Genomic DNA, 26,976 nt, shown 5'->3' with positions numbered 1-26,976 from the left:
GCTCGTCCGGCTGTCGGATGCCGCTCGTATGCTCGGGGGATGACTTCCAGCGCGCAGGCACCTGATCAGGGATCCGACCGAGAAGCCGACCCGTCGGCGGGCGACGGAACGAACCGTTCCGAGCGGCCCACCGCGAACGCGATGCGCCGCGCGCTGCGGCGCGCCCGCGACGGTGTGGCGCTGGACGTCGGCGAGGCCGCGGTGCTGCTCCAGGCCCGCGGCGACGACCTCAAGGACCTGTGCGCCTCCGCAGCCCGGGTGCGGGACGCCGGCCTTGAGGCCGCGGGCAGGCCCGGGGTCATCACGTACTCCCGCGGTGTCTTCATCCCCCTGACGCGGCTGTGCCGCGACAAGTGCCACTACTGCACCTTCGTCACCGTCCCCGGCAAGCTGCGCAGGGCCGGCCACGAGATGTTCATGTCACCGGACGAGGTGCTGGACATCGCCCGCCGCGGCGCCGAAATGGGCTGCAAGGAAGCCCTGTTCACCCTCGGGGACAAGCCCGAGGAGCGCTGGCCCGAGGCCCGCGAGTGGCTGGAGGCGCACGGCTACGACGACACGATCTCCTACGTCCGCGCCATGGCCATCCGCGTCCTGGAGGAGACGGGGCTGCTGCCGCACCTCAACCCCGGGGTGCTGTCCTGGACGGACTTCCAGCGGCTCAAGCCGGTCGCCCCGTCCCTGGGCATGATGCTGGAGACCACCGCCGAGCGGCTGTGGAGCGAGCCCGGTGGTCCCCATTACGGCTCGCCCGACAAGGAGCCGGCCGTCCGGCTGCGTGTCCTGGAGGACGCCGGCCGCTCCAACGTGCCCTTCACCAGCGGGCTGCTGATCGGCATCGGGGAGACGTACGAGGAGCGCGCCGAGTCCGTGTTCGCGCTGCGCCGCGTCCAGCGCGCGTACCACGGCATCCAGGAACTGATCATGCAGAACTTCCGCGCCAAGCCGGACACGGCGATGCGCGGCATGCCCGACGCCGAACTGGAGGAGCTGGCCGCGACGATCGCGGTGGCCCGGCACATCATGGGCCCCTCGACCCGCATCCAGGCGCCGCCCAATCTGGTCGACGGCGAGTACGAGCTGCTCATGGGCGCCGGAATCGACGACTGGGGCGGGGTCTCCCCGCTGACCCTCGACCACGTCAACCCCGAGCGCCCCTGGCCGCAGATCGAGGAGCTGACCGAGCGCTGCGCCACCGCCGGCTTCGAGCTGCGCGAACGGCTGCCCATCTACCCCGAGTTCCTCCAGCGCGGCGAGCCCTGGCTCGACCCCCGGCTGCTGCCGCACGTCCGGGCCCTCGCCGACCCGGAGACGGGCCTGGCCGTCGAGGACGCCCCCGTGGTGGGCCGCCCCTGGCAGGAGCCCGACGAGGGCTTCTCGATGGCCGGTACGGGCCGTACGGACCTGCACCGCACCATCGACACCGAGGGCCGCACCGGCGACCGCCGCAACGACTTCGACGAGGTCTACGGCGACTGGGAGGCGCTGCGCGAGGCCGCGGCCCCCGGGATGGTCCCGTCCCGCATCGACACCGACGTACGCCAGGCCCTGTCGCAGGCGGCCGACGACCCCACCAAGCTCACCGACGCCGAGGCGCTGGCGCTGCTGCACGCGGACGGCCCGGCCCTGGACGCGCTGTGCACCGTCGCCGACGACCTGCGCCGCGCCACCGTCGGCGACGACGTCACCTACATCGTCACCAGGAACATCAACTTCACCAACGTCTGCTACACCGGCTGCCGTTTCTGCGCCTTCGCGCAGCGCCGTACCGACGCCGACGCCTACACCCTGTCCCTCTCGCAGGTCGCCGACCGCGCCGAACAGGCGTGGGACGTCGGCGCGGTGGAGGTCTGCATGCAGGGCGGCATCCACCCTGACCTGCCCGGCACCGCCTACTTCGACATCGCGCGCGCCGTCAAGGAACGCGTCCCGGGGATGCACGTCCACGCCTTCTCGCCCATGGAGGTCGTCAACGGCGCGACGCGTACGGGGATGTCCATCCGCGAGTGGCTGACCGCGGCCAAGGAAGCCGGTCTCGACTCCATCCCCGGCACCGCCGCCGAGATCCTGGACGACGAGGTCCGCTGGGTCCTCACCAAGGGCAAGCTGCCGACCGCCACGTGGGTCGAGGTCATCAAGACCGCCCACGAGCTGGGCATCCGCTCGTCATCGACGATGATGTACGGCCACGTCGACCAGCCCCGCCACTGGCTCGGCCACCTCCGGCTGCTGGCGCAGATCCAGCAGTCCGCGCTGGAGAAGGGTGTCGAGGGATTCACGGAGTTCGTCACCCTCCCCTTCATCCACACCAACGCCCCCGTCTACCTCGCGGGCATCTCCCGTCCCGGTCCCACCACCCGCGACAACCGCGCCGTGACGGCCATGGCCAGGCTGCTCCTCCACCCGCACATCCCCAACATCCAGACCAGCTGGGTCAAGCTGGGCACCGAAGGCGCGGCCGAGATGCTCCGCTCCGGCGCCAACGACCTGGGCGGGACGCTGATGGAGGAGACCATCTCCCGGATGGCGGGCTCCAGTTACGGCTCCTACCGCTCCATCCAGGACCTGATCGCCATCGCCGACCTGGCGGGCCGCCCGGCCAGGCCCCGTACGACCGGCTACGGCCCGGTGCCCGAGGAACGGCAGTCGGCCGCCCTGTCGTCCGACGGCCATCTCCCGGAGCTGCTGCCGGTCCTGGAGTAGCCCTGGAAGCGGCCGGGCGCTTTCTAGGGAGCGCCCGGCCCTTCGCCGCCGTCGTGCTCCGCCTCGTGCCTGAGGATGGAGCGCTGCCACCGCGACAGGGCATCGGCGCGGTCGCCGCCGGTGTCCCGGGCCGCGCTGATCAGCGCGTCGGCGGCCATGGCGGCCAGCCGGACCGCTATGTGGCAGAGATCGCGCTGCGGCAGCGGACGGAGGAGTTCCACCGCGCCGTCGCTGTCACCGGCGAGCGCGGAGGCGACGACGGCCCTCGTGGTGCGGTCCCACTCGTACTCGGACATGGGGAGAGCATGCCCAGCCCCGCGGCCCCGGCATCGTCGGGTGGGGAAGAACGCGGCCGGGCGCGGTTCAGCCCAGTCGGCGCACGGGGCTGCCCGCCAGGAACGCCTGGATGTCCTCGACGGCCTGCTGGAAATAGCCCTCGTAGTTGCGCCGGGTGACGTAGCCGAGGTGCGGCAGGGCCAGCACGTTGGGGAGGGTGCGCAGTGGGTCGTCGGCGGGCAGCGGCTCCTGCTCGAAGACGTCGAGGCCCGCGCCGGCGATCCAGTTCTCGCGCAGCGCCCGCAGCAGCGCCGTCCGGTCGACGATCGCCGCCCGGGAGGTGTTGACCAGGTAGGCGGTGCGCCGCATCCGGTGGAGGTCGGCGGCGCCCAGCAGCCCGCGGGTGCGGTCGCTCAGGACCAGGTGGACGGAGACGAAGTCGCTGCTCTCCAGCAGCTCCTCCTTGGTGGCGGTGGCGCGCACGCCGTGTTCCGCGGCCCGTTCGGCGGTGAGGTTCCGGCTCCAGGCGATGACGTCCATGCCGAAGGCCAGGCCGACTCTGGCGACCTGGCTGCCGATCTTGCCGAGCCCCAGCAGGCCGAGCGTGCGGCCGTGCAGATCGGCGCCGATGGTGCTCTGCCAGGGGCCGCCGGTCTGGATCGCGGCGCTTTCCGTGACGACGTTCCTGGCGAGCCCCAGCAGCAGCGCCCAGGTCAGCTCGGCAGGCGGCTGGCTGTTGCTGGCCGTGCCGCAGACGGTGACGCCGTGCCGGGCCGCCGCGTCGAGGTCGATGGCGGCGTTGCGCATCCCGGAGGTGATCAGCAGCCGCAGCCGGGGGAGCCGGGCGAGCAGCGAGGCGGGGAACGGGGTGCGCTCGCGCATCGCCACCACGATCTCGCAGTCGCCGATGGCCGCGGCCACCGCGTCCTCGGAGTGGAAGGGCGTGTGCAGCGTACGGACGTCCACGGAGCCGTCCAGGACCGACCAGTCGGCCAGGGATCCGGCGATGTCCTGGTAGTCGTCGAGAACGGCGCACTGCATGGTCATCGGTGGTTCTCCCCTGGGTGGTCGGGCGGTGCCGGGCGTCTCGTACCGATCGTGATCTGCCCGGTCAAAAGCCATCTGATGTGCGACTCCTCGCATTATGTTCCTGCCCCGGAGACGATCATTCCCGGTCGATTACAGTGCTGCGCCAGAGGGCCCGTACGCCCAGGACGGGCGACGTGGGGCTTCGGGAGGGACACGCAGTGAACGCAGCGGCAGGCAATACCGCCATCTGGGGCCGCGCCGAGCAGCAGGACTTCCGCAGCCGGGTACGCGGCTGTCTGCTCGGCGGCGCGATCGGCGACGCACTCGGCGCGGGAATCGAATTCGACGCGCTGGACGCGATCCGGGAGGCACACGGCCAGGAGGGTGTCACGGACTTCGTCCCGGCCTTCGGGCGGCGCGGCGCGGTCACCGACGACACCCAGATGACGCTGTTCACCGTCGACGGCCTGATCCGGGCCCAGGTGCGCCGGGACACCGGCGCCTGGCATCCGCCCACCGACGTGCACCGCGCCTATCTGCGGTGGGCGGCCACCCAGCGCGACTGGGGCCCGGACGAGCGCAAGGAGGAGGACGGCTGGCTGGCCCGCGAGGAGTGGCTGTACGCGCGCCGGGCACCGGGCCGTGCCTGCCTCAGCGGCCTCGGCGACGACGTCATGGGCACCCTCGACAAGCCCAAGAACCCCGAATCCAAGGGCTGCGGCGCCGTGATGCGCTCCGCGCCGTTCGGCCTGCTGGTGGGCTGGGAGCCGCAGCTGGTCTTCCAGCTCGCCGTCGAGTGCGCGGCGCAGACCCACGGCCACCCCACCGGCTATCTGGCGGCCGGCGCCTTCGCGGTGATCAGCCACGCGCTGGCCCGCGGCGACGACCTCGACAGCGCCGTGCAGAAGGCCCTGGTGCATCTGGGCACCCGTCCCGGCCACGAGGAGACCACCGACGCGCTCAAGCGGGCGCTGGGCGCCGTACGGCAGGGCATGCCGACACCGGCCAGGGTGGAGTCGCTGGGCGAGGGCTGGACGGCCGATGAGGCGCTGTCGATCGGCGTCTACTGCGCGCTGGTGGCCGAGGACATCAGGCACGGCCTGCTGCTGGCCGTCAACCACGGCGGCGACAGCGACTCGACCGGCGCGATCTGCGGCAACATCCTCGGCACGCTGCACGGCGAGACGGCCCTGCCGCCGGTGTGGCTGGTCGAGCTGGAGGGCCGCGACACGATCCTCCAGCTCGCCGACGACTTCGCCCTGGAGATGACCCAGGGGCCCGCCCTGCACGGGCCCGCGGGCTCGGCGCCCGGCTGGCTCGCCCGCTACCCGCGCGCGTAGCCGTGGCCGGGCGCCGCGCCCGCCGCCATCAGACGGACCGTGGCACCCCGTCCTCGTCCCCCGCGGCCCCCTGCCCGGGGACCGGCAGCGCCGCCCCGCCCGCGCCTTCCCCGTCGTCGTCGGAGTTGATGCGGGCCAGCACCGCGTCCCGTTCCGGTGTGTCCTCGGGCTTGAGCAGGCCGATGAGGAGGTACAGGACCAGCGAGGTGGCGACCGGCGCGACGATCTGGATCTGGAGCTGGAGCCCGCTCATCCCGTAGTTCGTCAGCCAGAAGGCGAAGAGTCCTGCCGCCCAGGAGACCAGCGCGGCGGTCGGCCCCGACCTGCGGCAGGCCCGCAACATCCCGAGCAGGAACGGGATGGAGATCGGCCCGACGAGACCGGCGACCCACTTGATGACGACGGTGATGATGTCCTTGAACGTCGGCGAGTTGACCTGCGTCGCTATGGCCATGGACAGCGCCAGGAACGCGACCGTCGACAGCCGCGCGGCCAGCAGTCCGGCCCGGTGGGACCACCCGCGGGCCCGCTCGCCGATCTTGGGCAGGGCGGGCGCGATGTCGCGGGTGAAGACCGCGGAGATGGCGTTGGCGTCGGATGAGCACATGGCCATCGTGTGCGAGAAGAAGCCGACCACGACGAGCCCCAGCAGGCCGTGCGGCAGCAGCCGTTCGGTCAGCAGCGCGTACGCGTCGGACGCGTCCGGCTTCTCGGCCTTGACCAGCAGCGGGGCGACCCACATGGGGAAGAAGAGGACCGCGGGCCAGACGAACCACAGCGCCGCCGAGAGCCGGGCCGAGCGCCTGGCCTGCCGGGCGTCGCGGGTGGCCATGTAGCGCTGGGCCTGGTTCCACATGCCGCCGCTGTACTCGAAGGTCTTGATGAAGAGGTAGGCCAGCAGGAAGGTCAGCGTGTACGGGCCGACGGTGGGCTCGGTGTGGCCGGCCGGCAGTCTGTCCCACACGGTCCACAGCGAGCTGAAGCCGCCCAGTTCGCCCATGACGGTGACCAGCATCGCGACGCCGGCCAGCAACTGGATGACGAACTGGCCCAGTTCGGTGAGCGCGTCCGCCCACAGGCCGCCGACGGTGCAGTAGATGCCGGTGATCACGCCCGTGATGAGGATGCCCTGATTGAGGGACATGCCGGTGAACACGGACAACAGGGTGGCGATGGCCGCCCACTTGGCGCCGACGTCCACGATCTTCAGCAGCACGCCCGACCAGGCGAGCGCCTGCTGCGTGGGCAGGTTGTAGCGGCTCTTGAGGTATTCCAGCGGCGAGGCCACGTGCAGTCGTGACCGCAGCCGGTTGAGCCGCCCGGCGAACAACTGGGCACCGATGGCGATGCCGATGGCGATGGGGAAGGACCAGGTGACGTAGGAGGTGATGCCGTACTGGTAGGAGATGCCGGCGTAACCGGTGAACATCACCGCGCTGTAGCCGGACATGTGGTGGGAGATGCCGGACAGCCACCACGGCATCTTGCCGCCGGCGGTGAAGAAGTCGCTGACGTCGTCGACGCGCTTGTGCGACCACACGCCGATCGCGACCATGACGCCGAAGTAGCCGATGAGCACGGCCCAGTCGAGACTGTTCATGCCCCCTCCAGGGGTCCGCCTTGTGAACGTGGATCACTTCGCCGTGACGTCCTGCGGGGCGGTATCCCCGTGCGGGAGTGGGGACTTCGGGGATTGAACCGTCCGCCGCGCGGGCCGGTCAAGGGGACGCAGGGTCATGGATATGAACCAGGATCAGCAAAGCGAACGATTTTGCCGTCTCTTGACCCCACGGGCCGTTGTCCCGTCCCGGACGCCGCACCCACGATGTGCGGACACTTCGCCGGGCGCCACGAGCCCGAACACCCAGCAGCCACCCCCACCACGCGTACGCCGCACGGGAGCGGGATCCCTGCGCAGGGCGCGCGTGGGGGGCAGGAAAGGGGGAAGGGAGCGGCCGTCGCACGCCGGTGCGCGGCCGACCGCTACCGCATCAGCTCGCCCGCGTTGACCAGCAACGACTGGCCGGTGATGGCGCGCGCCCGGTCGGACGCCAGGAAGACCGCGGTGTCCGCCACGTCCGCGTCCGTCGCGAGTTCGGGCAGCGCCATCCGCTCGGTGAGCCGCCCCAGTACCTCGGACTCCGGCACCCCGTCGGCCGCCGCGGTGTGCCGGACGTACGCCTCGACCGGAGGGCCCCACATCCAGCCCGGCTGCACCGTGTTGACCCGGATGCGGTCCGGACCCAGCTCCCGCGCCAGCGCGTACATGGCCGAGACCAGACCGCCCTTGGACGCGGCGTAGGCGGTCTGCCGCACCTGGGAGGGGGCGGCGAGCGACGACTGGGTGCCGATCATCACGACCGACCCGCCGCCCCGCGCCATGAGGCCCGGCAGGCAGGCGCGGGTCATCCGCAGCGTGCCGAACAGATTGGTGTCCACGACCCGGCCCCACGCCTCGAAGTCCGCGTCCCGCAGGCCCCCGAAGTGCGTGTCCAGCGCCGCCACATGGATCACCGCGTCGATGCCGCCGAACCGCTCCACGGCGAGCGCCGCCAGCTCCGCGCACCGCGCCTCGTCCCCGATGTCCGTCACCCGCCACGCCGTCCGGGTGCCCGAAGGGTCGATCAGCGCCGCCGACCCGGCGAGCTTCGCCTCCGTGCGGGCGCCCATGACCACCCGCGCGCCGTCCCGCACACAGGCCGCCGCCACCTGGTGGCCGAGTCCCGTCCCGACACCCGAGACGACGACGGTCTTGTCCCGCAGCAGCATGTGCGCCTCCTGGCCGGCCCTTGACTGACGGGGCGTCAGAATAGGTGCGTGGAGCGGGAATGGCCAGAGAGGCGGACGCCGCGGGGTCACTCCCAGGTGGAGTGCTCCGTCGCCCAGTAGCAGTACCGCACCCACTTGCCGGTGCGGTTCGGACTCGTCGACGGCACCGCGCAGAGCCGGACGCGGAAGGTCTTGCCGACCGTCGCCATGTCCGTGAACTTGTCGTGGTTGTAGTCGATGGAGGCGCTGCGCGACGAGCCGCCGGTCACCTGGATGGTCACCATGTCGCCCGGCTCGCCGTTGATGATCCGGCCCCAGACCGCCCCGCAGGCCGGGCTGTACCGCAGGTGCAGCTTCACCGGATTGCCGTCCGTCGGCGTCCAGGTGGTGGCGTCGGCCGAGCACTGCCCCTTGGGGCTCTTGCCGTCGCAGCCGGCACCGGGGCAGGCGGGCGGCGGGTCGGTGAAGAGCGGGGGGAGCACGATGGGGGCGAGCGCGCCGACGACGGCGGTCACCACCCCCACCACCAGGGTGTGCCGCGCATGCGTGCGCAGCCAGTGGCCCACGGCCCGTATCCGGGTCCAGGTGCGGTGTCCGAGCGAGCCGCCGCCCTCGGGGGCGCCGGGTCCGTCGGCGTCAGGGGTGGTGTGATCCGTGGCGTTGATCGGTTCGTCGTCCGCCCGGCGCTGCGCCGGGTCGTCCGCGGACGTGCCCATCCGGCCTCCTGGGAGTGCGGCCTCCTGGAGAGGCCCCGGGTGCGCCCATTGTCCGGCACACCCGGGCCCCACCGGAAGGCGCATTCCCCGCCCGGAAGAGGCGCGTGGAGGACCAAGGGGCGCACAACGTACCGCAGTTGGCGCTCTCCCGGGTGCGGCGGAGCGGGCCGCGCCCCGCCCTCCTCAGCCCGCCGGGCGGGCCCCGCGCAGCGCCGTGCCCAGCCGGTCCAGGCCCTCGCGGATCTCGTCGGGGGAGTGCGTCACGAACGACAGCCGGACGGCCGAGCGGTCCGGCGGGCCCGCGTAGAACGGCGCACCCGGGACGTACGCGACGTCGTGGCGCACCACATCGGGCAGCAGCGCGCCCGCGTCGTACCCGCCCGGCAGCGTCGCCCACACGAACATCCCGCCCGCCGGGTGGTTCCAGCGCGAGCCCGCGGGCAGCGCCGCGCCGAGACCGCCGAGCAGCGCGTCCCGCCGCGCCCGGTACGCGCCGCGCACCCGCGCCAGGTGGCCGTCGAGGTCCGCGGTCGCCAAGTACCGTGCGGCAGCCGCCTGATCGACGGTCGAGGTGTGCAGATCGGCGGCCTGTTTGGCGATGACGCAGGCGGGCCGCAGGGCGGCGGGCGCGCGCAGCCAGCCGAGGCGCAGGCCGGGCGCCATCACCTTGGAGAACGAACCGAGCAGCGCGGTGCGGTCCTCGGCGCCGGGGAAGGACGCGACCCACGGCACCGCCTCGCCGTCGAACCGCAGCTCGCTGTACGGGTCGTCCTCCACGATCCACAGCCCCCGACGCGCCGCGACGGAGGCCACCGCGGCCCGGCGCCCGGCGGACAGGGTCCGGCCGGTCGGGTTCTGGAAGGTCGGCACGAGGTACAGCAGCTTGGGGTTCTCGCGCGCGGCGATCTCGTCCAGCGCCGCCGGATCGAGCCCCTCGTCGTCGGTGGGCACCGGCACCACCCGGGCGCCCGCGAGCGAGAAGATCTGGAGCGCGGCCAGGTAGCAGGGATCCTCGACGAGCACCACGTCGCCCGGCTCCAGGAGGGCCGTCGCCAGCAGCGAGAGCCCCTGCTGGGAACCGGTGGTCACCAGCAGGTCGCCGGCGTCCGTCGGCAGCCCCCGCGCGGTGGTGCGCGCCGCGATCGCGGCGCGCAGGCTGGGATCGCCGTCGGTCGGCGAGTACTGGAGGGCGCGCTGCGGCTGCTCGGCCAGTACGTGCTGGAAGGCGGCGGCTATCCCCGCGGCGTCGAACAGCTCGGGCGCGGGCAGCCCGCCGGCGAACGAGATGACCTCGGGGCGCGCGGTGAGCGCCAGGATGTCGCGCACGGGCGAACTGCCGGTCCGCGCCGCCCGCGCGGCGAGGCCGGGGGCGGGGGTAGAACCCTGGGTCGGGCGGTTGTCCGTCATGACGACTCCCATCGCTCCTGCGCGGCTGGCTTCAGATGACGCAGACCCTAAGCGCCGATCCCCGCGCACGCAGGGGCGCCCGCATGGTGAGCGTCCGCCCCACCCCTCCCCTTCTGACGCTACGTCAGCTACACCTGTCGTCATGACCGGAAACGGGAACCTCCGCGACGCCGCACCGGACCCGGACGGGGCCACCCGCAGCGAGACCTACGGCGAACTGGCCGCCGTCGGCCCCTACGGCGTGCGCCCCGGCCATGCGCTGATCACCATGGTCGAACCGCATCCGGGCCAGGAGCGCGCCTACAACCGCTGGTACGAGGACGACCACTACATCGCCGGCGCGATGGCGATGCCGTGGCTCTTCGCGGGCCGCCGCTGGGTCGCCACCCGCGACCTGCAACTGCTGCGCTACCCGCAGGACTCGGCCGTCGCCCGCCCCGTCACGGCCGGCTGCTACCTGACCACCTACTGGATCACCGAGGGGCGCTACGACGACCACATGCGCTGGACCGTCGGCATCAACACCCGCCTGAACCGCGATGACCGCGTCCACCAGGCCCGTACGCACATCTTCACGGCCTTCCAGGACCACGAGGCGACGGTCTACCGGGACGGCGCGGCGGGCCCGCGGGACTTCCACGCGCTGGACCACCCGTACGCCGGGCTTGTCCTGGAGGTGATCGACGCGGACGGGCCCGAGCGGCGGGCCGAGTTGCTGGCGTGGCTGCGGGAGAGCCATCTGCCGCGGCGGCTCGCGGGCTCGGCGGCGGCGATGGTCACCGTCTTCCGGCCGACGCCGCTGCCCGCCGACCGGATGGCGTACGTACGGCAGGTCGAGGGTGTCGACACCCGGCTGACCCTGCTGTGGTTCCTCCAGGAGGACCCGCGGCAGATCTGGGACGACGGCTTCGCCGGTCTGGGCGCGGAGGTCGCCGCGTCCGGGAGAGGGCGGGTCGAGTTGGTGGCGCCCTTCATCCCGACCGTCCCCGGGACCGACCGGTATGTGTCCGAACTGCGCTGAGCGGACAGGGGCGAGCCCCCTCGGCCGGGACGGCGATCCAGTCGAGAGGGCCCGTTTCTGCGGTACTGCGATGCTGCGGTGGTGTCCGGATCAGGCCAGGTCGAACGTGCCACCGGCAACGTCCGAAACGAAGGTGTTCCAGGCGGAGTTGTCGAAGGTGAGGCGCGGGCCTTCGGGGTCCTTCGAGTCGCGGACCGCCATGGCTTCGGCGGTCGGCACGGCGATTTCGACGCAGGCGCCGTTACCGCCCGAGTACGAGGACTTCGTCCAGGAGAATGCGGAATTGGGCTGCATATCCATGTTCACTCCGACTCACTCTGAGTTGCCGCGGATTCGGTAGTGCTGACGCTACGCGCCAACATCGCCTGCGGCAGGGGGAGTTCACCCGTCCGAACGGTATATACCGTGATCTCTTTTCGCGCCGGGCGGGCCAGGTGTACCGTGCGGAACTTTCTACCGGAAGTGCTGATTCCGGCCCTGGCCCGCCTGGCCCGCCTGGCCCGCCCGCCGCGAACGCGCAGCCCCGTCAGGTCAGTTCGAGGCGTCCGCGTGCCGCTTGGCGGCCACCGCGATGAACTCGCGGCTCTGCTCGGCGCTCAGCGCCTGCGCCCGCAAATGCTCGTACATGATCGTGTACTTGTTGACGTCGTTGGTCTTCTCCAGATACAGGTCGCTCGTGACGCCCTCGATGTAGACCACGCTCGAATCGGCGGCATCGTCGAATTCGAGAATCGAGAACGTGCCCGACATCCCGGCGTGCGCCCCGGTGTCGTACGGCAGCACCTGCACCGTCACATGCGGCATATGGCTCACCTCGACCAGATGCTCCAGCTGCTCGCGCATGATCAGGTGGCTGCCCACCACCCGCCGCAGCGCGCTCTCGTCCAGCACCACCCACAGCCGCAGCGGCTTCTCCCGGTCGTTGACCCGCTCCTGGCGTCGCAGCCGCACCTGGATGCGCTTCTCCAACTGGTCGGCCGCCAGCTCGGGAACCGCGCCGGGGATGACCGCCTCGGCGTAGTTCGGCGTCTGGAGCAGACCGGGAACCAGCAGCGACTCGTAGACCCGCAGCGAGGCCGCCTCGGTCTCCAGACCGATGTAGACGCTGTACGGGATGTCGCCGAACGCGTGCCACCAGCCTTGCTGGCGCGAGTCCTTGGCCATCTGCATCAGCGATTCGACTATGCGGTGATCGTCCACCTCATAGACGCCGCACAGGTCGCGGACGTCACGCTGGCTGATGCTGCGGCGGCCGTTCTCCAGCCGGCTGATCTTCGACTGGGAGACGAGCAGATGCTCGGCCACCTGCTCCGCCGTCATGCCCTTGAGCTCCCGGAGCCTGCGCAGCTCCTGGCCCAACCGGCGTCGTCTGACGGTGGGGTTGACATGGGACGCCACGGGAACGTGCACCTCCGGGTCCGTACTGCTGTGGTGTTCTGTTCAGCAGAGTGCCACCCGAAGCCGACGCCGCGCAGTGAAATGGACACAGAAGGCGAGCACGCATGCGCGCGGGGTGGCGTATCCGCCGCTCTGAACGACGGCCGATACGCCACCCCGCGCTTGCTGCGGCTCCCGAACGGGCCGGTGGGGGACGGTGCTGAGGTGTCGCGGTGGTGCGCCGTCACGGCCCGGCGCGCAGGCTCAGCGTGCGCCTGCGCGGTTCACCGTGCGCCGGTGTGGTTCACCTCGCGCCGACCCGGGCCATGCTCCCGTGTCCGTGCCCGTGCCGGGACTGGCCGGGCACACCGGACGGCTCCGCCGCGGCACGGGCCGGCTGTCGCGCCGGGCCGTGGCCCGCGCCCGCTGCCGAACCCGGGGCCGAAGGGCGCCGTGGTGGGGCCGCCACACCGTTCTGCACGTCCATCACGGCGTGCGCGACCAGGCCGCCCATCGGATCGTGACGGATCAGATCCCGGAGCCTGGAGCGCGATGAACGCCCTTCGTTCCCGGGGTAGAGATGCTTGCCGAGTCCGACCGCGTGGGCCAGTGCGGCAAGCGCCGCGGTCCGCGGGTCCGGCGGTACGCCGGTGCGGATCGCGTTGTCCAGCCGGGCCCTGATTTCCCGGCTGATGGCCGTCTCCGTCGCTTGGTAGCGCGTCGTCGGCAGTACCCCGCACATCTGGCCCTCCACGGCGTGGACCATGCCGCAGCGTTCGAGATGCGAGAGATACGTCTGGCGCAGCCCCAGGCGGGGCCCGCCGATCCAGTGGACCGCGCGCACCGGGCTGCCGCGTCGGCGCAGCAGTTCGAGCGCGGAGTCCAGAGTCGGATCTCCGGTCGGCCGTGGCATCACCACGGCGATACGATCCCCGTCTGGGGCTATCCGTCCTGCCAGAGCCAGCTCTACTAGCTGGGCCCCGGCCAGGCCGAGGTCGAGCGACTGCGGCTGCGCTGTGGTGCCCGTGGTCGGGTCCAAAGCGAGCAGCAGAAGCTCCTCCGGAATTGTTCTACGGCTCCTGCCCATCCATGCCTCCCCGCGTGGATGAATGACAGGGTGACCCCTCTCACATTCATCTGTCGAGAGTGCGTGGGGGGTTCGAGAGGGAACCGGTAGGTATGTCGTTCTCGTCTAGCACGTCGGCGGCACCTTCCGTGGGGTGCGGCGGCGGGTGGGACGCGTGGCGGCACGGTAGCGCCTCCGCGGACACAGGACACTTGGGAACACTGGGCCAGGCAGCAGTGCGACGTACGAAGGAGACATCGGTGGCGGGCGAGTCCCCCGACAAGTCGGACAAGAAGCAGTCGTCGGGGGAGACGGCGCGGAGCGGAAGCGATCCGCGCCTGACCGTCTTCCGTGGGGAGCCGGACGAACCGGCGAAGAAGCCGGGGAAGCCGGAGGAGCCGGAGGAGTCGGCGGGGGAGTCGGAGAAGTCGGTGGAGACGCCGGACGGGGCCGACGGGGCCGGTGGTGCCTCTGAGGGCGCTGAGGCGTCCGGTGCGGCGCCCGCCGAGACGTCCGGGACGCCGGGGACTTCGGAGGCCACCGAGGCGTCTGAGACGTCTGAGGCGCCTGAGGCTTCCGGGGACGCTGCGGATGAGGCGGCCGGTGAGGGCGGCGCCGACCGGCTGCGGGACGTCGTGGCCGCGTGGGTCGCCGGCAAGGACGAATCCGACGAATCCGATGACGCATCCTCCGATGCCGACCGTTCCGAAGCGGGCGACGAGCGCCCCGACCGCGATACGGAGGCTGCCGCCGCAAAGCCGGGAGCAAAGGCGGCGGACGGCGCTGCGGACGGTGAGGCGAGCGGTGACGTGAAGGGCGATGCCGCGACCGCTGCCGACGCGGGGGTCAAGGGTGAGGGTGCGGCCGGGGCGAAGGCCGGGCGGCCGAAGTCCGGGAGCCCGAAGTCGGAGCGTCCGGCGGCCGAGCGTGCCGGGTCCGCGGCGAAGGGCGACGCCGAGCCGGAGTCCGGAGCCGAGGCCGCAGCCGAGGTCGTGGACCGGCCGACGGCGGTGTTCAAGAACCTGGACGCGAAGCCCGGCGAGGGGGAAGCGCCGGTCGACGACGCCACGCGTGCATTTGCCGTCGCGAAGCCCAAGGGCAAGGCGCAGGACAAGGCGCAGGACAAGACGCAGGACAAGGGCGCGTCGCAGGGCAAGGGCGAGGAGAAGGACGCCGGTAAGGGGAAGAAGAAGGGGGAGGGGGAGAGCGGCGGCAGTGAGCCGGACGGCGGGAGCGGTCCGGATGAGGTTCCGGCCGAGCCGGTCGACCAGGCCACCGCCGTCTTCAAGATCACCCCGCCGGAGAAGCTCGCGGGCAAGCCTGCGGCCAAGGCGGATGCCGAGTCGGATGCCAAGTCGGGTGACGGCAAGGCAGCCGACGGTAAGGCGGACAAGGCTGAGGCGGACAAGGCTGAGGCGGACAAGGGCGAGGGCAAGGGTGCCGCCACGGCGTCCGTCGGCAGCAAGGCCGACGCCAAGGCCGACGCCAAGCCCGCCACGTCCGAGAAGGAGCCCGGCAACGCAGCCGAGAAGGACGCCGAGCGCACCAGCCAGTTCATCGCGCTGAAGTCGGACGACATCGGCGCCGAGAAGTCGATCGGCAAGACGGCCGACGGCAAGATCGCAGACAAGCCCGCAGACAAGGCAGCAGAAAAGACCGCAGGGGAGACTCCCGCCGCCCCGGAGAAGGCGAAGTCCGCCCCGGAGAAGGCCGGTGCGCAGCCGGCCGCCACCGGAGCCACCGCTGCCGCCACCGGCGCGACCGACGCCCGGCAGCCGCAGCCCGGCGCCGCCGGCGTCCCCGAAGCCGAGCGGACCCGCCAGGAGCCGCTGCCCCCGCTCGACCTGCTCGCGCAGCTCACCAACACCCCGCCGCCGCCCGAGACCACGTTCCGTACGGTCGTGCGCCGGTTCAAGATCTGGACGCCGCTGGTCATCCTGCTGGCGATCATCTTCGTGGTCGTCCAGTCCGTGCGGACGCTGCCGACCCCGACGCTCGCCGTCGGCTCGTCGACCTCATTCACGTTCAAGGGCGGCAAGTTCGCCATGCCGTGGCCCGACCAGGGGCAGTCGGCGGCCGAGGTCGTGGGCGTGGGCAGCCTGGGGACGTCGGGTCAGGAGAAGCCGGTGCCGACGGCGAGTGTCGCCAAGGTGATGACGGCGTACGTGATCCTGCGCGACCACCCGCTGAAGGACAAGACCGACAAGGGCGAGACGATCACCATCGACGCCCAGGCGGAAGCCGACTCGAAGAAGAAGGACGAGTCGCGGGTGCCGCTCAAGGAGGGGCAGAAGTTCAACGAGAACCAGATGCTCCAGATGCTGATGATCCCCTCGGGCAACAACGCCGCCCGCCAGCTGGCCCGTTGGGACTCCGGCAGCGAGGCCGCGTTCGTGAAGAAGATGAATGCGGCTGCCCAGAAGCTCGGCATGTCCAAGACGACGTACACCGACCCCAGCGGCCTGGACAAGTCGACCGTGAGCACCGCCGTCGACCAACTCAAGCTGGCGGGCGAGGTGATGAAGAACGCGGCCTTCCGCGCCGTCGTCGCCACCGAGAACGTCCAGATCGAGGGCCTGCCCGAGCGGCTCTTCAACAACAACAGCCTGCTCACGACGATGGCGCCCGCCGTGCGCGGCATCAAGACCGGTTCGAGCACGCCGGCCGGCGGCGCGTTCATGTGGGCGGCGTACCACACCGTCGGCGACAAGGACCAGCTGCTGCTCGGCGTGACGATGGACCAGCGCACCAGCAGCTCCGACCCCAACGCCCACCTCAAGCTCGCCCTGGACAACAGCGCGAAGGTGATCAAGGCGACCAAGGAAGCGCTGGTCTCGGACACCGTGGTGAAGAAGGGACAGGTCGTCGGCTACGTCGATGACGGCCTCGGCAGCGAGACCCCGGTCGTCGCGACCAAGGACCTCACCGCCGTCGGCTGGCCCGGCATGAAGGCGTCCTTCTCCATCGGCGACGGCGGCAAGACCATCCCGCACGCCGCGAAGGCCGGAACGAAGGTCGGCGTCCTGACCGTCGGCAGCGGCTCCAGCGAACAGAAGGTGCCGGTCGCGCTCCAGCAGGACCTGACCGAGCCGACGTTCGGCGCGAAGCTGACCCGGATCGGGTGAGCGCAGCGGGGCCCGGTCCACACCGACCGGGCCCCGCCCGCTCCGCCCGGCAGGCCCAACCAGCCCTCCGCGCCCCGCAGTTACGCGGCCCCGCCCGCTCCTCAGTTCCCCAGGCAATGCGTCCGTACGTGCCCGGAGTCCGTCATCGACGTCACGCAAGCCCAGCAGCCCCACGTATCCGACGGCTCGCCCGCACGAGCGGCACCGGCGGTACGGAGCGCCGTGGCGCTGGTCCCCGCCACCCTGATGCTCGTCCTGGGCATGTGGGGCATCCGCCGCGACGGCGCCATGTGGCGGGACGAGGTCGTCACCTTCGACATGGCGCACCGCAGCCCGGCCGACCTCTGGGCCACGTTGCAACACGTCGACGTCGTCCACGGCCTCTACTACGCCCTGATGCACGCCTGGTTCGCCGTCTTCGACGCGACCCTCGGGCCGGACGGACTCCTCGGCACGGCGTTCGGCGGCGCCGTCGGCGACACGCTCGGCCAGGACGTGATCGGGCTACGGCTGCCCTCCGTCGCCGCCATGACCGCCGCCGCGGCCGGCGTCGCCCTCCTGGGGCAGCGGCTGGTCGGCCGCCGGGCGGGACTGGCCGCCGGAGCCGTCTTCGCGCTGATCCCGGTCGTGCAGCAGTACGCGCAGGAGGGCCGCTCCTACGCGATGGTCTGCGCACTGGTCGTCTGGGCGACCTACCTGCTGGTGCGGGCGGCCGGCGAGGCGCGGCGCACACCCGGCAGGCCGCACCGGCTGCTGTGGACCGGCTACGCGGCCCTGATGCTGTGCGCCTGCCTGCTGCACGAGTTCGCCTCCCTGGTGCTGCCCGTGCACGGCGTCGCCCTCATCCTCGGCCGGCTGCCCCGCCGCACCCTGCGGACCTGGGCGTACGCCGCCTTCGCCGTGCTCGCCGGGCTGGCGCCGCTCGCCGTCTTCAGCACCCGGCAGACGGCACAGATCAGTTGGCTGATGTGGCCCGACCCCGTCCAGCTGCTCACCTTCGCCGTCCTCGCGGTCGCCGGCATCGGCTGCTCGCGTGTGGCGGTGCGCTCCCGCGGCCCCATCGGACTGCGCGCCATCGGCCTCCCCCTGCTCCTCCTCCCCACCCTCCTCCTGTTCCTCCTCTCCCACGCCGAACCCGCCTACGTCGACCGCTACGTCCTCTACTACGTCGCCGGCTTCGCCCTGCTGGCCGGCGCCGCCCTCGCCCGGCTGCTGCGCCCGCCCGGCGAACAGGGCCAGACCCGCGGCCGGCGGCTGGCCAGAACCCTGGTGGCGGCCCTGGTCCTCGCGGTGCTGCTGCCCGTCGATGTCCACCTGCGCAGCCCGGACAGCCGGGTCGACGACGCCACCGCCGTCGCCCGCGCCGTACAGGAACTGGCCGCGCCCGGCGACGGCTTGCTGTTCACACCGGCCCGGCGCCGCATCTGGGTGGCCGCCCACCCGGACGCCTACCAGGGGCTGCGCGACCTCGCCCTGGACCGCAGCCCGGTGGCCTCCCACACCCTCTACGGCACCGAACGCTCCGGCGACACCATCAGCGACCGGATGCTCGCCACCCGCCACCTCGTCGTCGTCGGCGACCCGCACGGCCAGCCGACCGACACCAACGACCAGGAAATCGCCAAACGCACCACGCTGCGCCACGCGTTCGTCCTCTGCCACAGCAGGGAGGTACACGGCGCCCGGGTGGCGGTGTATGCGCGGAAGGGGAGCGGTGGGTGTGCGGGGCGGATGCGGTGATGGGGGATGGATGCGGTGACGGGGGATGGGTGAGGTGATGGGGGGCGGGTGATGCGGGACGGATGAGGGGTTGAGGTGGGGGATGGGGCCGTTGGCCCTGGGGAACCGGTTTGTGTTCACGGCACGGGGGAGCGGGCCGTGAGCTGGAAAAGGCCGGGAGGGTTTCCCCGCCCGGCCGCACCGTCGAACCTGCCGTCGCCGACGGCTCACTCCGGCTGACGCACCGTCGTCGCCGACGGCTCACTCCGGCCGATGCGCCGCCGTCGCCGTCCGGCCCGTCGCGGGGCGTCGCCGCCGCACCGACAGGCCCACCGCCGTGGCACCCAGCGCGCCCACGCCGCCGAGCAGTCCGGCCGCGGGCAGGTGTCCGGCCTTCTCTGCCAGCCCGGCCAGTCCGTTGTCCGGGAGCATGATCGACGTACGGCTGCCGGTCGGCGCGGTCGAATCGGCCGCGAAGGCGGCACCCGTGGGCAGCAGCAGGAGTGCGAGCGCACCGGTGGCGACGGCGGCGGTACGGATCACGGAGCGGCGCTGGGCCGGCATGGGGGTACTCCTCGTCGTGGGCGGACCGGGTCCGCCGGAAGCTGTGTGCGGGGCCGCCGCACCGAATGACGGTGGCAGCCACGGCCGAACTAACAGGGGCAACGCTACGGAGAGATCTTCACGGCGATCCCTCCATCGTGTAACAGTCACCAAGATCTCTTGGTGCGGTCCCGTCACGGAATGGCCCTCCTGAACCTTCCTCCCGCCGCCATCTTGGGTAGCTTGGTCAAGCTATGTACCGGTATGGGGAAGGTCGTGCGGGCACTCGGGTACGCGGGGCGTACCGGCCGGTGGCCTGCGGTTTTCGAGCGTCCGGGGTGGCGGCCCCGGGGGCGCGTGGGCCGTGGGCGTGTGAATGGTGGGCGCGGGGCCTTGTGGTGCAGGGCTTGTTGGTGAGCGGCTGTGCGGCACGGGGGTTGTCGGTGCGCGGCCGGTGGGCGCGCGCCGCCGCTCGCGCCCTTCGCCACCCGCGTACGGCCCGCCGACGGTGCGCCGTACGCGCCCGGTGCGACGCCGCCCGGCTCCACACCCCGGGGAGGGCGGTGACCGCATGCGGCAACGGGCGGCGTTGACCCTCGCGGCGCTGGCCCCGCTCGCCCTCGTGGTGGGGTGCGCGGGGCTGGAGGGGCTGCAGAGCGACGGGCAGGCCAGGGATGTGAAGGCGCCGCTCGCCCTGTGGGCCGGTCACTCGCCCGCACCCCTCGGGCGGGACGAGAATCCGGCCGTCCTCAAGGCGGTGCCGGGCGTCCCGCACATCCGGAGCGGCAGCATGGCCGACGCCGACCCGCTCACCGTCCTCGACGCCGACCTGACCGACGACGGGCGTCCGCCGCCGAACCCGAAATCCGTCCGCAGGCCCGTGCTGCACGACCTCACCGACGACGGCAAACCCGACCTGATCATGGCCGTGGACGTCGACAGCCGGACCAGCGAACTGCGCGTCTACAGCGTCCGCCACCAGGTCGTGACCCGTGTGCTGGCCCTGCGCGGGGTCCTGGCAGGCGTCGAACTGGCAGCCGGACACCTCGCCGTGCGCGAACCGACCAAGGACCCGCGCTACGTCAGCGTCACCGACTACCTCTGGGACGACGGCCAGATGACCCTGTGGGACCTCACCCTCGACGAGGCCCGCAAACCCCAACCGGCCCATAGTGGAGGGGGTGGGTCGGGTACTTCTGCTCCGGCTACTCCGGCTCCGGCGACTCCTGCCCCGGGCCCTCCCTCCCCTCCCTCCCCGCCCCCACCCTCCCCACCGCCACCCCCACCCCAAGATCCGGAGTCGCCTCGCGGAGCCCCCCGGTGAGACTCCCCAAATGGCGAAAGCGGACGGACCACACCGGCCGCACGGACCGCACGGACCGCACGGACCGAATAGGCCGTGCGGACGACGACCGCACGGACCCGACAGGCCACCCCCGTCACACCGGGCCCCCGCAACACCCCGGCCCCGGACACACCCCCGGCCCTGGGCACACCCCCGACCCCGGACACACCCCCGACCCCCCACACCGCTTCCAGCTCCCGCGCCGCTTCCGGCCCCCGCGCCGCCTCGATGTCCGCCGTGCCGCGGTCTCCCTTCGCTGGAAGATCGCGTTGACCGTGACGGCGGTGTGCTGTGCGGTCGCCGCCGTGCTCGGGGTGCTGGTGCACAACGCCGTGGCCCATCAGACCGTCGGTCAGGTGCGCAAGGAGACCCGCGCGGACCTCGACACCGCGCTGGACCTCTTCGAGTACGGAACGTCCCGCGAAGGCATTAACTCCGTCCTGGACTCGCCCGAACTCCCCGCGCCACTACGCCAGTTGGCGCGCGACGGCAAACGCGGCAGCATGGTGGGTACGTATCGGGGGCAGCCCGTCATGTGGGCCGCGGCGCCGGCGGGCGACCAGATCATGGCCGTGTGGTCGCCGTACGGCAACACGCGGCGCTCCCTGGAGACGTTCGACACCGCCATCCTCGGCTCGGCGATCCTGGCCGCGACCGCCGTCGCGCTCGCCGGGCTGTTCCTCGCCCAGCGCATCAGCCGCCGCCTGACCAGCACGGCCGCCGTCGCCCGTCGGATCACCGCGGGTGATCTGGACGCACGGGTCGGGGACGCGCAGGCCCGTGGGCCGCGACGCCGCGGCACGGCCGGGCGCGACGAGGTGGCCGCGGTGGCGGCTGCCCTGGACTCCGTGGCGGGCTCGCTGCAGAGTCGCCTCCAGGCCGAGCAGCGGTTCACCGCGGACGTCGCCCACGAGCTGCGTACCCCGCTCACCGGAATCCTCGCCTCCGCGGAGCTGCTTCCCGAGGGCCGTCCCAAGGAGATGATCAACGACCGTCTGCGGGCGCTGCACCGGCTGACCGAGGACCTCCTGGAGATCTCCCGCCTCGACTCCGGCACCGAGCGCGCCGACCTCGACTCGTACGACCTCGGCACGCTGGTCGAGCGCAGTGTCCGGGCCACCGGCCTCGACACCGAGGTGCGCATCGAGGCCGCCGCGGTCGTCGAAACGGACCGGCGGCGCCTGGACCGCATCCTCACCAACCTCGTCGTCAACGCGCACCGCCACGGCCGGCCCCCGGTCGTGGTCACCGTCGGCACGGCACCCGACGGCGCTCCCACCGTCGAGGTACGCGACCACGGTCCTGGCTACTCCGACGACCTGCTGCACCACGGTCCGCAGCGGTTCCGCACCGACGCTCCCGGCCGCGGCAAGGGCCACGGCCTCGGCCTGACCATCGCCGTCGGCCAGGCCACGGTCCTCGGCATCACTCTCCGCTTCGACAACGCCCCCGACGGCGGCGCCCGCACGCTCCTGCACCTGCCTCACCCTTCCCCCGTACATCCCCGTACCCCCTGACCCGCCCACAGCCCGGACGGCCACCTGCCGCCCCCCGCCCACCGCACCGGCAAGCACCATCCGGCCACCGCACCGTCCGGCCACCGCTCACGCCCGAGGTCCCCCGAGGTCCCCGAAGTCACCCTGAGGCTCCCCGTCATCCCCGCCCCCCCCGTCATCCCCCCCATGTTCACCAATCGATGTCCTCCGGTTCCGGCGCGTCCCAGTCCTCCGGCGGGGCCTCGTCCGTCGTCGGCGCGGCTGCGGTTGCGGCCGGGCCGCGTGACGCCGTCGCCTTGGGGGCGGCGCCCGCGCCCGTACGTGCTGCGGGTGCGGCAGTGGCGGCGGTGCCGGCGCTCGGTGCGGCGGCTTCGGTGGTCTCGCCCGCCGACTCGTCCCGTCCGGCCAGTACGTCCAGGATCGCCTGGCCGTACTTCGCGAGCTTGTTCTCGCCGACGCCGTTGATGGTGCCCAGTTCGGCGGTGGTCGTCGGCCGGGCGAGGGCGATCTCCCGCAGCGTGGCGTCGTGGAAGATCACGTACGCCGGGACGCCCTGTTCCTTGGCCGTGCGGCCCCGCCAGGACCGCAGCGTCTCGAAGACCGGCAGCGCGGCCTCCGGCAGATCGACCGGCGCCCGGCGTCCCTTCGAGCCGGACTTCGCCTTCGCGGCCCGCGGCGCCTTCTCCGGCTCCCGCCGCATCGCCACCTCGCGCCCGCCGCGCAGCACCTCACCGCTCGCCTCGGTCAGCACCAGCGTGCCGTAGTCGCCCTCGACGGCGAGCAGCCCCTGCGCCAGCAACTGCCGTACCACGCCCCGCCATTCGGTGTCCTTGAGCTCTTCGCCGATCCCGAAGACGCTCAGACCGTCGTGGTCGAACTGGATGACCTTCGCGGTCTTGCGGCCGAGCAGAATGTCGATGATCTGGCCGGCCCCGAACTTCTGCCCCCGCTCACGCTTGAGCCGCACGATCGTCGACAGCAGCTTCTGCGCGGGGACCGTGCCGTCCCAGGTCTGCGGCGGCGCCAGGCAGGTGTCGCAGTTGCCGCACGGGGTGCTCTCCTGGCCGAAGTACGCCAGCAGCCGCACCCGCCGGCACTGCACCGTCTCGCAGAGCGCGAGCATCGCGTCGAGGTGCGCCGACAGCCGCCGCCGGTGCGCGTCGTCGCCCTCCGAACCGTCGATCATCTTCCGCTGCTGCACCACGTCCTGCAGCCCGTACGCCAGCCACGCCGTCGACGGCTGCCCGTCACGTCCGGCGCGGCCGGTCTCCTGGTAGTAGCCCTCCACGGACTTCGGGAGGTCCAGATGCGCGACGAACCGTACATCCGGCTTGTCGATGCCCATTCCGAACGCGATGGTGGCCACCACGACAAGCCCGTCCTCCCGCAGGAAGCGCGACTGGTGCTCGGCGCGCACCCGGGCGTCGAGACCGGCGTGGTAGGGCACGGCATCGATGCCGTTCTGCACCAGGAACTGGGCGGTCTTCTCCACCGAGGCGCGCGAGAGGCAGTAGACGATGCCGGCGTCCTGCGCGTGCTCGGTCCGCAGCAGTTCCAGCAGCTGCCGCTTCGGCTCGTTCTTCGGAGCGATCCGGTACTGGATGTTGGGCCGGTCGAAGCTCGCCACGAAATGGCGGGCGTTCTCCATCTTCAGCCGCGAGGTGATCTCGGCGTGCGTCGCTCCCGTGGCGGTGGCGGTCAGCGCGATGCGCGGCACATCGGGCCAGCGTTCGTGCAGCATCGACAGGGCCAGGTAGTCGGGCCTGAAGTCGTGGCCCCACTGGGCGACACAGTGCGCCTCGTCGATCGCGAAGAGCGAGATCTTGCCGCGGTCGAGCAGATTCAGCGTCTGCTCGACCCGCAGCCGCTCCGGGGCGAGATACAGCAGATCGAGTTCCCCGGAGAGGAACTCGGCCTCCACCAGCCGCCGCTCCTCGAAGTCCTGCGTCGAATTGAGGAACCCGGCCCGCACCCCGAGCGCCCGCAGCGCGTCGACCTGGTCCTGCATCAACGCGATCAGCGGCGAGATCACCACACCGACCCCGGGCCGCACCAGCGACGGAATCTGGTAGCACAGCGACTTGCCGCCACCGGTCGGCATCAGGACGACGGCGTCCCCGCCCCCGACGACATGCTCGATGATGTCCTGCTGGCTGCCGCGGAACGCGTCGTACCCGAAGACGCGGCGCAGCACCTGCACCGCCTCGCCGGTCTCCGTCGCGTCCCCTGCCTCCCCGTCCTCGGCCATTGCCACGTTCACATCCACGTCCACGTCCACGTCCACATCCACGTCCGCCTCACCCATGCCTGAAGCGTACGAGCAATCCGACCACCCGCGTCGAGCCTGTGGATAACTCAGCCTTCGCCACCGCCACCGTGCTACCCGCGCCCCGCCCGATCGCTTCCGCCCCTGCCCCCGCCCCGAGACTTTCGTCTCCGCCGGCAACGACCAAAGGCCGCTGCCCCGGCATGCGGGAGCCCTCTACCGTGGCTGGGTGAGACTCCTGAAACGTACCGACGACGACCCCGCCGAGCCGACTGCCGGTACGTCGGCGCGGATGCCGCTCCGGGCGGCGCAGCGGCTGGCCGGCGCCGTCGGGGGCCTCTTCGCCCCCGGGATGTGGTCCCCCGGGCGGATCGCCGGTGAGGCGCTGCTCAGCGCGGTGCTGGGGCTGCTGGGCGCGGGCGCCGAGGGTCTGGACGGCGCAAGCCCTGCGCGGATCGCCGCCGTCGCGGTGGCCGCCGCGCTGCTGTCGCTCCTGCGCCGCGCCCTGCCCGCCGGCACGCTGCTGGTGGCGAGCGCAGGTGCGGGCACCTGGGCCGGTTTCGTCCCGCTCGTCCTCGTCGCCTCCTGGTCGGCGGGCCGGCGGGTCGCGCCGCCAGGCCGGGCGGCCGGCACGTTCGCCCTCGCCTACCTCCTCGCGCTTCTCTCCCCGCCTCTCCTCTGGAACTTCTCCCTCTCCGACCTCGTCTTCGGCGCGCTGCTGCTGCTGGCCGTGATGGTCGTGCCCGGACTCGTCGGCCGCTACTGGACGCAGAGCCGCACCCTCGCGGACATGCTGCACGAGTACCACGCCCAACTGCTGCGCGAGCGCGAGATGGTCGTCTCCCAGGCCAGGCTGCGGGAGCGCCAGCGCATCGCGCAGGACATGCACGACAGCCTCGGCCACCACCTCGCCCTCATCTCGGTGCACACCGGCGCACTGGAGGTCGGCCCCGGGCTGACCGGCAGACAGCGGGAGACCGTGGGCGTGCTGCGCGAGGCGTCGGTGGCCGCGATGCGGGAGTTGCGCGAGGTCGTGGGGCTGCTGCGGGACGGCACGGAGATGCCCGAAGCGGCGGCTGACACCCGGGCCGCACCAGGGGGAGTCGACGCCATCGAGGGCCTGGCGGCGACATCGCGGAGCACCGGGACGGCCGTGGAACTGCGGCGCACCGGTGCACCGTGGCCGCTCACTCAGGCCGCAGGGCACGCGGCGTACCGCATCGCCCAGGAGGGCCTGACCAACGCCCACAAGCACGCGCCGGGCGCACCGATCACCCTCACCCTGCGCTACGACACGGACGCGCTGGCCGTGGAGGTCGTCAACGGCCCGGTGCCCGCGCCCGTGCACCCCGGCAGGGGCGTGGTGAGCGGCGGCCAGGGCCTGGCCGGACTCGCCGAGCGGGCCCGGCTGGCCGGCGGCATCGTGCACGCGGGCCCCACGGACGACGGGGGTTTCCGGCTGGCAGGCGTCCTGCCGCGCACCGCGACGGAAGGCGGCGCGCCCGTACCGGCACCGTCACCGTTCGTCGCACCGCAGGACGACTTCCGGGGGCAGACGCCGGCCGGCCTCCCCGGTGACAGTGGCTCCTTCATCCACCGGAACGGTCTGCCGAAGGAGCTGGTGAAGGCAGTGAGCAGGAACAGGCGACGCAAGGGCGTGGCCATCGGGTGCGGAGTGCTGGGGCTGATCGCCGTGGCCGTCGTCGTCGCCCTCGCGGTAGTGATCTTCCGCGGTCTGGACAGGGGCATGATCGAGCGGAAGGAGTACGACGCGGTGAAGGTGGGACAGTCCGAGGCGACGGTGCGCAAGCAGCTGCCCGACGGCAGGACGTTCCTGACCGCCGACCTGGGCAAGGGCGCGCCGCCCGAGCCCCACGGGGCCACCTGCCTGAGCCTGATGTCCTCGGAAAGCCTGGACAGGACGGACGGCGACGTCGTCTTCCGCTTCTGCTTCAAGGACGACAAGTTGGTCGAGAAGAAGACCTTCGAGGTCGCGTCGTAAGGCCGTGACGGCGGTGCCGCAAGCCCCGGCCCCCGGGCGGGCCGCCGGTCATGGATGATGGCGGGGCACCCGTCCGTGTGACCGCCCGAAGGCCCGCAGGAGAGTCATGATCAGGGTTCTCATCACGGATGACGAGCCGCTCATCCGCGCCGGTATCAGGCTGATCCTCAACTCCGCCGACGACATCGACGTCGTCGCCGAGGCGGCGGACGGACGCGAGGCCGTCGAACTGGCCCGCAGCCACCGGGCGGACGTCGTACTGCTCGACATCCAGATGCCGGTCATGGACGGCCTGACGGCGTTGGCCGAACTCCGCCGGGCCGCCCCCGGAGCGCACGTCCTGATCCTCACGACGTTCGGCGTGCAGGAGAACGTCCTGCGGGCCCTCTCGGAGGGCAGCGCGGGCTTCCTGCTGAAGGATTCGGCCCCGGCGGAACTCATCGGCGCGGTACGTGCCGCCGCGGCAGGCGACGCCTACCTGTCACCCGGAGCCACCCGGCACGTCGTGAACTCCCTGGCGGCCGGCGCCTCCGCCCACCGCGCCGAACAGGCCCGACGGCGCCTCGACGCCCTGACCGAGCGGGAGCTGGCCGTCCTGGAACTGCTCGGCGAGGGCCTCTCCAACGCGGACGCGGGCCGCCGGATCCACATGAGCGAGGCCACGGTCAAGACGTACGTGAGCCGCATCCTCGCCAAGCTCCACTGCGACAACCGCGTACAGGCGGCCCTCCTGGCACGGGACGCGGGCCTCGGCGCCTGACCTCGATCGACACGGC

General features: G+C 72.1%; 20 protein-coding genes. 9 read left to right on the top strand and 11 right to left on the bottom strand.

What is annotated here, in order from left to right; genetic code table 11:
* Positions 1-39 precede the first annotated feature (39 nt).
* Positions 40-2,703 carry a bifunctional FO biosynthesis protein CofGH gene (locus ACIBK8_RS10995; RefSeq protein ID WP_399041431.1) on the top strand — a complete coding sequence of 888 codons (2,664 nt, stop codon included), beginning with the start codon at positions 40-42 and terminating at the stop codon, positions 2,701-2,703.
* A 23-nt stretch (positions 2,704-2,726) separates the two neighbouring features.
* Here the strand turns inward: ACIBK8_RS10995 and ACIBK8_RS10990 are convergent, their stop codons facing one another.
* Complete coding sequence (locus tag ACIBK8_RS10990; protein WP_399041430.1) at positions 2,727-2,999, bottom strand: hypothetical protein; 273 nt, start codon at positions 2,997-2,999, stop codon at positions 2,727-2,729.
* A gap of 67 nt (positions 3,000-3,066) precedes the next feature.
* Complete coding sequence (locus ACIBK8_RS10985; RefSeq protein ID WP_399041429.1) at positions 3,067-4,026, bottom strand: D-2-hydroxyacid dehydrogenase family protein; 960 nt, start codon at positions 4,024-4,026, stop codon at positions 3,067-3,069.
* Positions 4,027-4,226: 200 nt separating this feature from the next.
* Here ACIBK8_RS10985 and ACIBK8_RS10980 point away from each other — a divergent pair, with 200 nt between their 5' ends.
* Positions 4,227-5,348, top strand: a complete 1,122-nt coding sequence (locus tag ACIBK8_RS10980) for an ADP-ribosylglycohydrolase family protein (protein ID WP_399041428.1) — start codon at positions 4,227-4,229, stop codon at positions 5,346-5,348.
* A 28-nt stretch (positions 5,349-5,376) separates the two neighbouring features.
* On the opposite strand, the gene ACIBK8_RS10975 is transcribed toward ACIBK8_RS10980, so the two are convergent.
* The 4 genes from ACIBK8_RS10975 to ACIBK8_RS10960 all read right to left on the bottom strand — a co-directional run bounded on the left by ACIBK8_RS10975 (position 5,377) and on the right by ACIBK8_RS10960 (position 10,240).
* Positions 5,377-6,948 carry a sodium:solute symporter family protein gene (locus ACIBK8_RS10975; RefSeq protein ID WP_399041427.1) on the bottom strand — a complete coding sequence of 524 codons (1,572 nt, stop codon included), beginning with the start codon at positions 6,946-6,948 and terminating at the stop codon, positions 5,377-5,379.
* Positions 6,949-7,331: 383 nt separating this feature from the next.
* The gene (locus tag ACIBK8_RS10970; RefSeq protein ID WP_399041426.1) at positions 7,332-8,117 is read right to left on the bottom strand and encodes an SDR family oxidoreductase; all 786 of its coding nucleotides are present in this window, start codon (positions 8,115-8,117) and stop codon (positions 7,332-7,334) included.
* Positions 8,118-8,203: 86 nt separating this feature from the next.
* The gene (locus ACIBK8_RS10965) at positions 8,204-8,833 is read right to left on the bottom strand and encodes a DUF2690 domain-containing protein (protein ID WP_399041424.1); all 630 of its coding nucleotides are present in this window, start codon (positions 8,831-8,833) and stop codon (positions 8,204-8,206) included.
* 183 nt (positions 8,834-9,016) lie between these two features.
* The gene (locus ACIBK8_RS10960; RefSeq protein WP_399041423.1) at positions 9,017-10,240 is read right to left on the bottom strand and encodes a PLP-dependent aminotransferase family protein; all 1,224 of its coding nucleotides are present in this window, start codon (positions 10,238-10,240) and stop codon (positions 9,017-9,019) included.
* Between the two features lie 142 nt (positions 10,241-10,382).
* On the opposite strand from ACIBK8_RS10960, the gene ACIBK8_RS10955 reads away from it, so the two are divergent.
* Positions 10,383-11,261, top strand: a complete 879-nt coding sequence (locus tag ACIBK8_RS10955; RefSeq protein ID WP_399041422.1) for a hypothetical protein — start codon at positions 10,383-10,385, stop codon at positions 11,259-11,261.
* Positions 11,262-11,351: 90 nt separating this feature from the next.
* Here ACIBK8_RS10955 and ACIBK8_RS10950 read toward each other — a convergent pair whose 3' ends face one another.
* The 3 genes from ACIBK8_RS10950 to ACIBK8_RS10940 form a co-directional block, all read right to left on the bottom strand.
* Positions 11,352-11,561 (bottom strand): DUF397 domain-containing protein, encoded by a 210-nt coding sequence (locus ACIBK8_RS10950; protein WP_393683427.1) that lies wholly within the window; start codon positions 11,559-11,561, stop codon positions 11,352-11,354.
* Between the two features lie 231 nt (positions 11,562-11,792).
* Positions 11,793-12,659, bottom strand: coding sequence for a helix-turn-helix domain-containing protein (locus tag ACIBK8_RS10945; protein ID WP_393683425.1), 867 nt, complete (start codon positions 12,657-12,659; stop codon positions 11,793-11,795).
* Positions 12,660-12,942: 283 nt separating this feature from the next.
* A complete protein-coding gene (locus ACIBK8_RS10940; protein ID WP_399041421.1) occupies positions 12,943-13,725 on the bottom strand; it encodes a GPP34 family phosphoprotein in 783 nt (260 codons plus the stop codon).
* 239 nt (positions 13,726-13,964) lie between these two features.
* On the opposite strand from ACIBK8_RS10940, the gene ACIBK8_RS10935 reads away from it, so the two are divergent.
* Together ACIBK8_RS10935 and ACIBK8_RS10930 are read left to right on the top strand one after the other, a co-directional pair.
* Positions 13,965-16,829, top strand: coding sequence for a D-alanyl-D-alanine carboxypeptidase (locus ACIBK8_RS10935; RefSeq protein WP_399041420.1), 2,865 nt, complete (start codon positions 13,965-13,967; stop codon positions 16,827-16,829).
* A gap of 222 nt (positions 16,830-17,051) precedes the next feature.
* Entirely contained in the window at positions 17,052-18,569 is a 1,518-nt protein-coding gene (locus ACIBK8_RS10930) for a glycosyltransferase family 39 protein (protein ID WP_399041419.1), read from the top strand.
* Positions 18,570-18,809: 240 nt separating this feature from the next.
* On the opposite strand, the gene ACIBK8_RS10925 is transcribed toward ACIBK8_RS10930, so the two are convergent.
* Complete coding sequence (locus ACIBK8_RS10925) at positions 18,810-19,112, bottom strand: hypothetical protein (RefSeq protein ID WP_399041418.1); 303 nt, start codon at positions 19,110-19,112, stop codon at positions 18,810-18,812.
* A 550-nt stretch (positions 19,113-19,662) separates the two neighbouring features.
* Between ACIBK8_RS10925 and ACIBK8_RS10920 the strand changes: the two genes are divergently transcribed.
* Entirely contained in the window at positions 19,663-20,415 is a 753-nt protein-coding gene (locus ACIBK8_RS10920; RefSeq protein WP_399041416.1) for a hypothetical protein, read from the top strand.
* A 290-nt stretch (positions 20,416-20,705) separates the two neighbouring features.
* A complete protein-coding gene (locus ACIBK8_RS10915; protein WP_399041658.1) occupies positions 20,706-21,953 on the top strand; it encodes a sensor histidine kinase in 1,248 nt (415 codons plus the stop codon).
* A 169-nt stretch (positions 21,954-22,122) separates the two neighbouring features.
* Here the strand turns inward: ACIBK8_RS10915 and recQ are convergent, their stop codons facing one another.
* The gene (recQ, locus tag ACIBK8_RS10910; protein WP_399041657.1) at positions 22,123-24,180 is read right to left on the bottom strand and encodes a DNA helicase RecQ; all 2,058 of its coding nucleotides are present in this window, start codon (positions 24,178-24,180) and stop codon (positions 22,123-22,125) included.
* 370 nt (positions 24,181-24,550) lie between these two features.
* On the opposite strand from recQ, the gene ACIBK8_RS10905 reads away from it, so the two are divergent.
* Both ACIBK8_RS10905 and ACIBK8_RS10900 read left to right on the top strand, forming a co-directional pair.
* A complete protein-coding gene (locus tag ACIBK8_RS10905; protein ID WP_399041656.1) occupies positions 24,551-26,200 on the top strand; it encodes a sensor histidine kinase in 1,650 nt (549 codons plus the stop codon).
* Positions 26,201-26,306: 106 nt separating this feature from the next.
* Positions 26,307-26,960 carry a response regulator gene (locus ACIBK8_RS10900; protein ID WP_399041415.1) on the top strand — a complete coding sequence of 218 codons (654 nt, stop codon included), beginning with the start codon at positions 26,307-26,309 and terminating at the stop codon, positions 26,958-26,960.
* Positions 26,961-26,976 lie beyond the last annotated feature (16 nt).

This window comes from Streptomyces sp. NPDC050161, assembly GCF_044460025.1.
Lineage (GTDB): Bacteria > Actinomycetota > Actinomycetes > Streptomycetales > Streptomycetaceae > Streptomyces.
This window is presented reverse-complemented; position numbering and strand designations above follow the sequence as displayed.

Bases quoted from the DNA above. Each gene is read 5' to 3' on its own strand.
- ACIBK8_RS10995 (WP_399041431.1), top strand. From the start codon at position 40: ATGACTTCCAGCGCGCAGGCACCTGATCAGGGATCCGACCGAGAAGCC.
- ACIBK8_RS10990 (WP_399041430.1), bottom strand. From the start codon at position 2,999: ATGTCCGAGTACGAGTGGGACCGCACCACGAGGGCCGTCGTCGCCTCC.
- ACIBK8_RS10985 (WP_399041429.1), bottom strand. From the start codon at position 4,026: ATGACCATGCAGTGCGCCGTTCTCGACGACTACCAGGACATCGCCGGA.
- ACIBK8_RS10975 (WP_399041427.1), bottom strand. From the start codon at position 6,948: ATGAACAGTCTCGACTGGGCCGTGCTCATCGGCTACTTCGGCGTCATG.
- ACIBK8_RS10970 (WP_399041426.1), bottom strand. From the start codon at position 8,117: ATGCTGCTGCGGGACAAGACCGTCGTCGTCTCGGGTGTCGGGACGGGA.
- ACIBK8_RS10965 (WP_399041424.1), bottom strand. From the start codon at position 8,833: ATGGGCACGTCCGCGGACGACCCGGCGCAGCGCCGGGCGGACGACGAA.
- ACIBK8_RS10960 (WP_399041423.1), bottom strand. From the start codon at position 10,240: ATGACGGACAACCGCCCGACCCAGGGTTCTACCCCCGCCCCCGGCCTC.
- ACIBK8_RS10955 (WP_399041422.1), top strand. From the start codon at position 10,383: ATGACCGGAAACGGGAACCTCCGCGACGCCGCACCGGACCCGGACGGG.
- ACIBK8_RS10950 (WP_393683427.1), bottom strand. From the start codon at position 11,561: ATGGATATGCAGCCCAATTCCGCATTCTCCTGGACGAAGTCCTCGTAC.
- ACIBK8_RS10940 (WP_399041421.1), bottom strand. From the start codon at position 13,725: ATGGGCAGGAGCCGTAGAACAATTCCGGAGGAGCTTCTGCTGCTCGCT.
- ACIBK8_RS10925 (WP_399041418.1), bottom strand. From the start codon at position 19,112: ATGCCGGCCCAGCGCCGCTCCGTGATCCGTACCGCCGCCGTCGCCACC.
- ACIBK8_RS10920 (WP_399041416.1), top strand. From the start codon at position 19,663: ATGCGGCAACGGGCGGCGTTGACCCTCGCGGCGCTGGCCCCGCTCGCC.
- recQ (WP_399041657.1), bottom strand. From the start codon at position 24,180: ATGGCCGAGGACGGGGAGGCAGGGGACGCGACGGAGACCGGCGAGGCG.
- ACIBK8_RS10905 (WP_399041656.1), top strand. From the start codon at position 24,551: ATGTGGTCCCCCGGGCGGATCGCCGGTGAGGCGCTGCTCAGCGCGGTG.
- ACIBK8_RS10900 (WP_399041415.1), top strand. From the start codon at position 26,307: ATGATCAGGGTTCTCATCACGGATGACGAGCCGCTCATCCGCGCCGGT.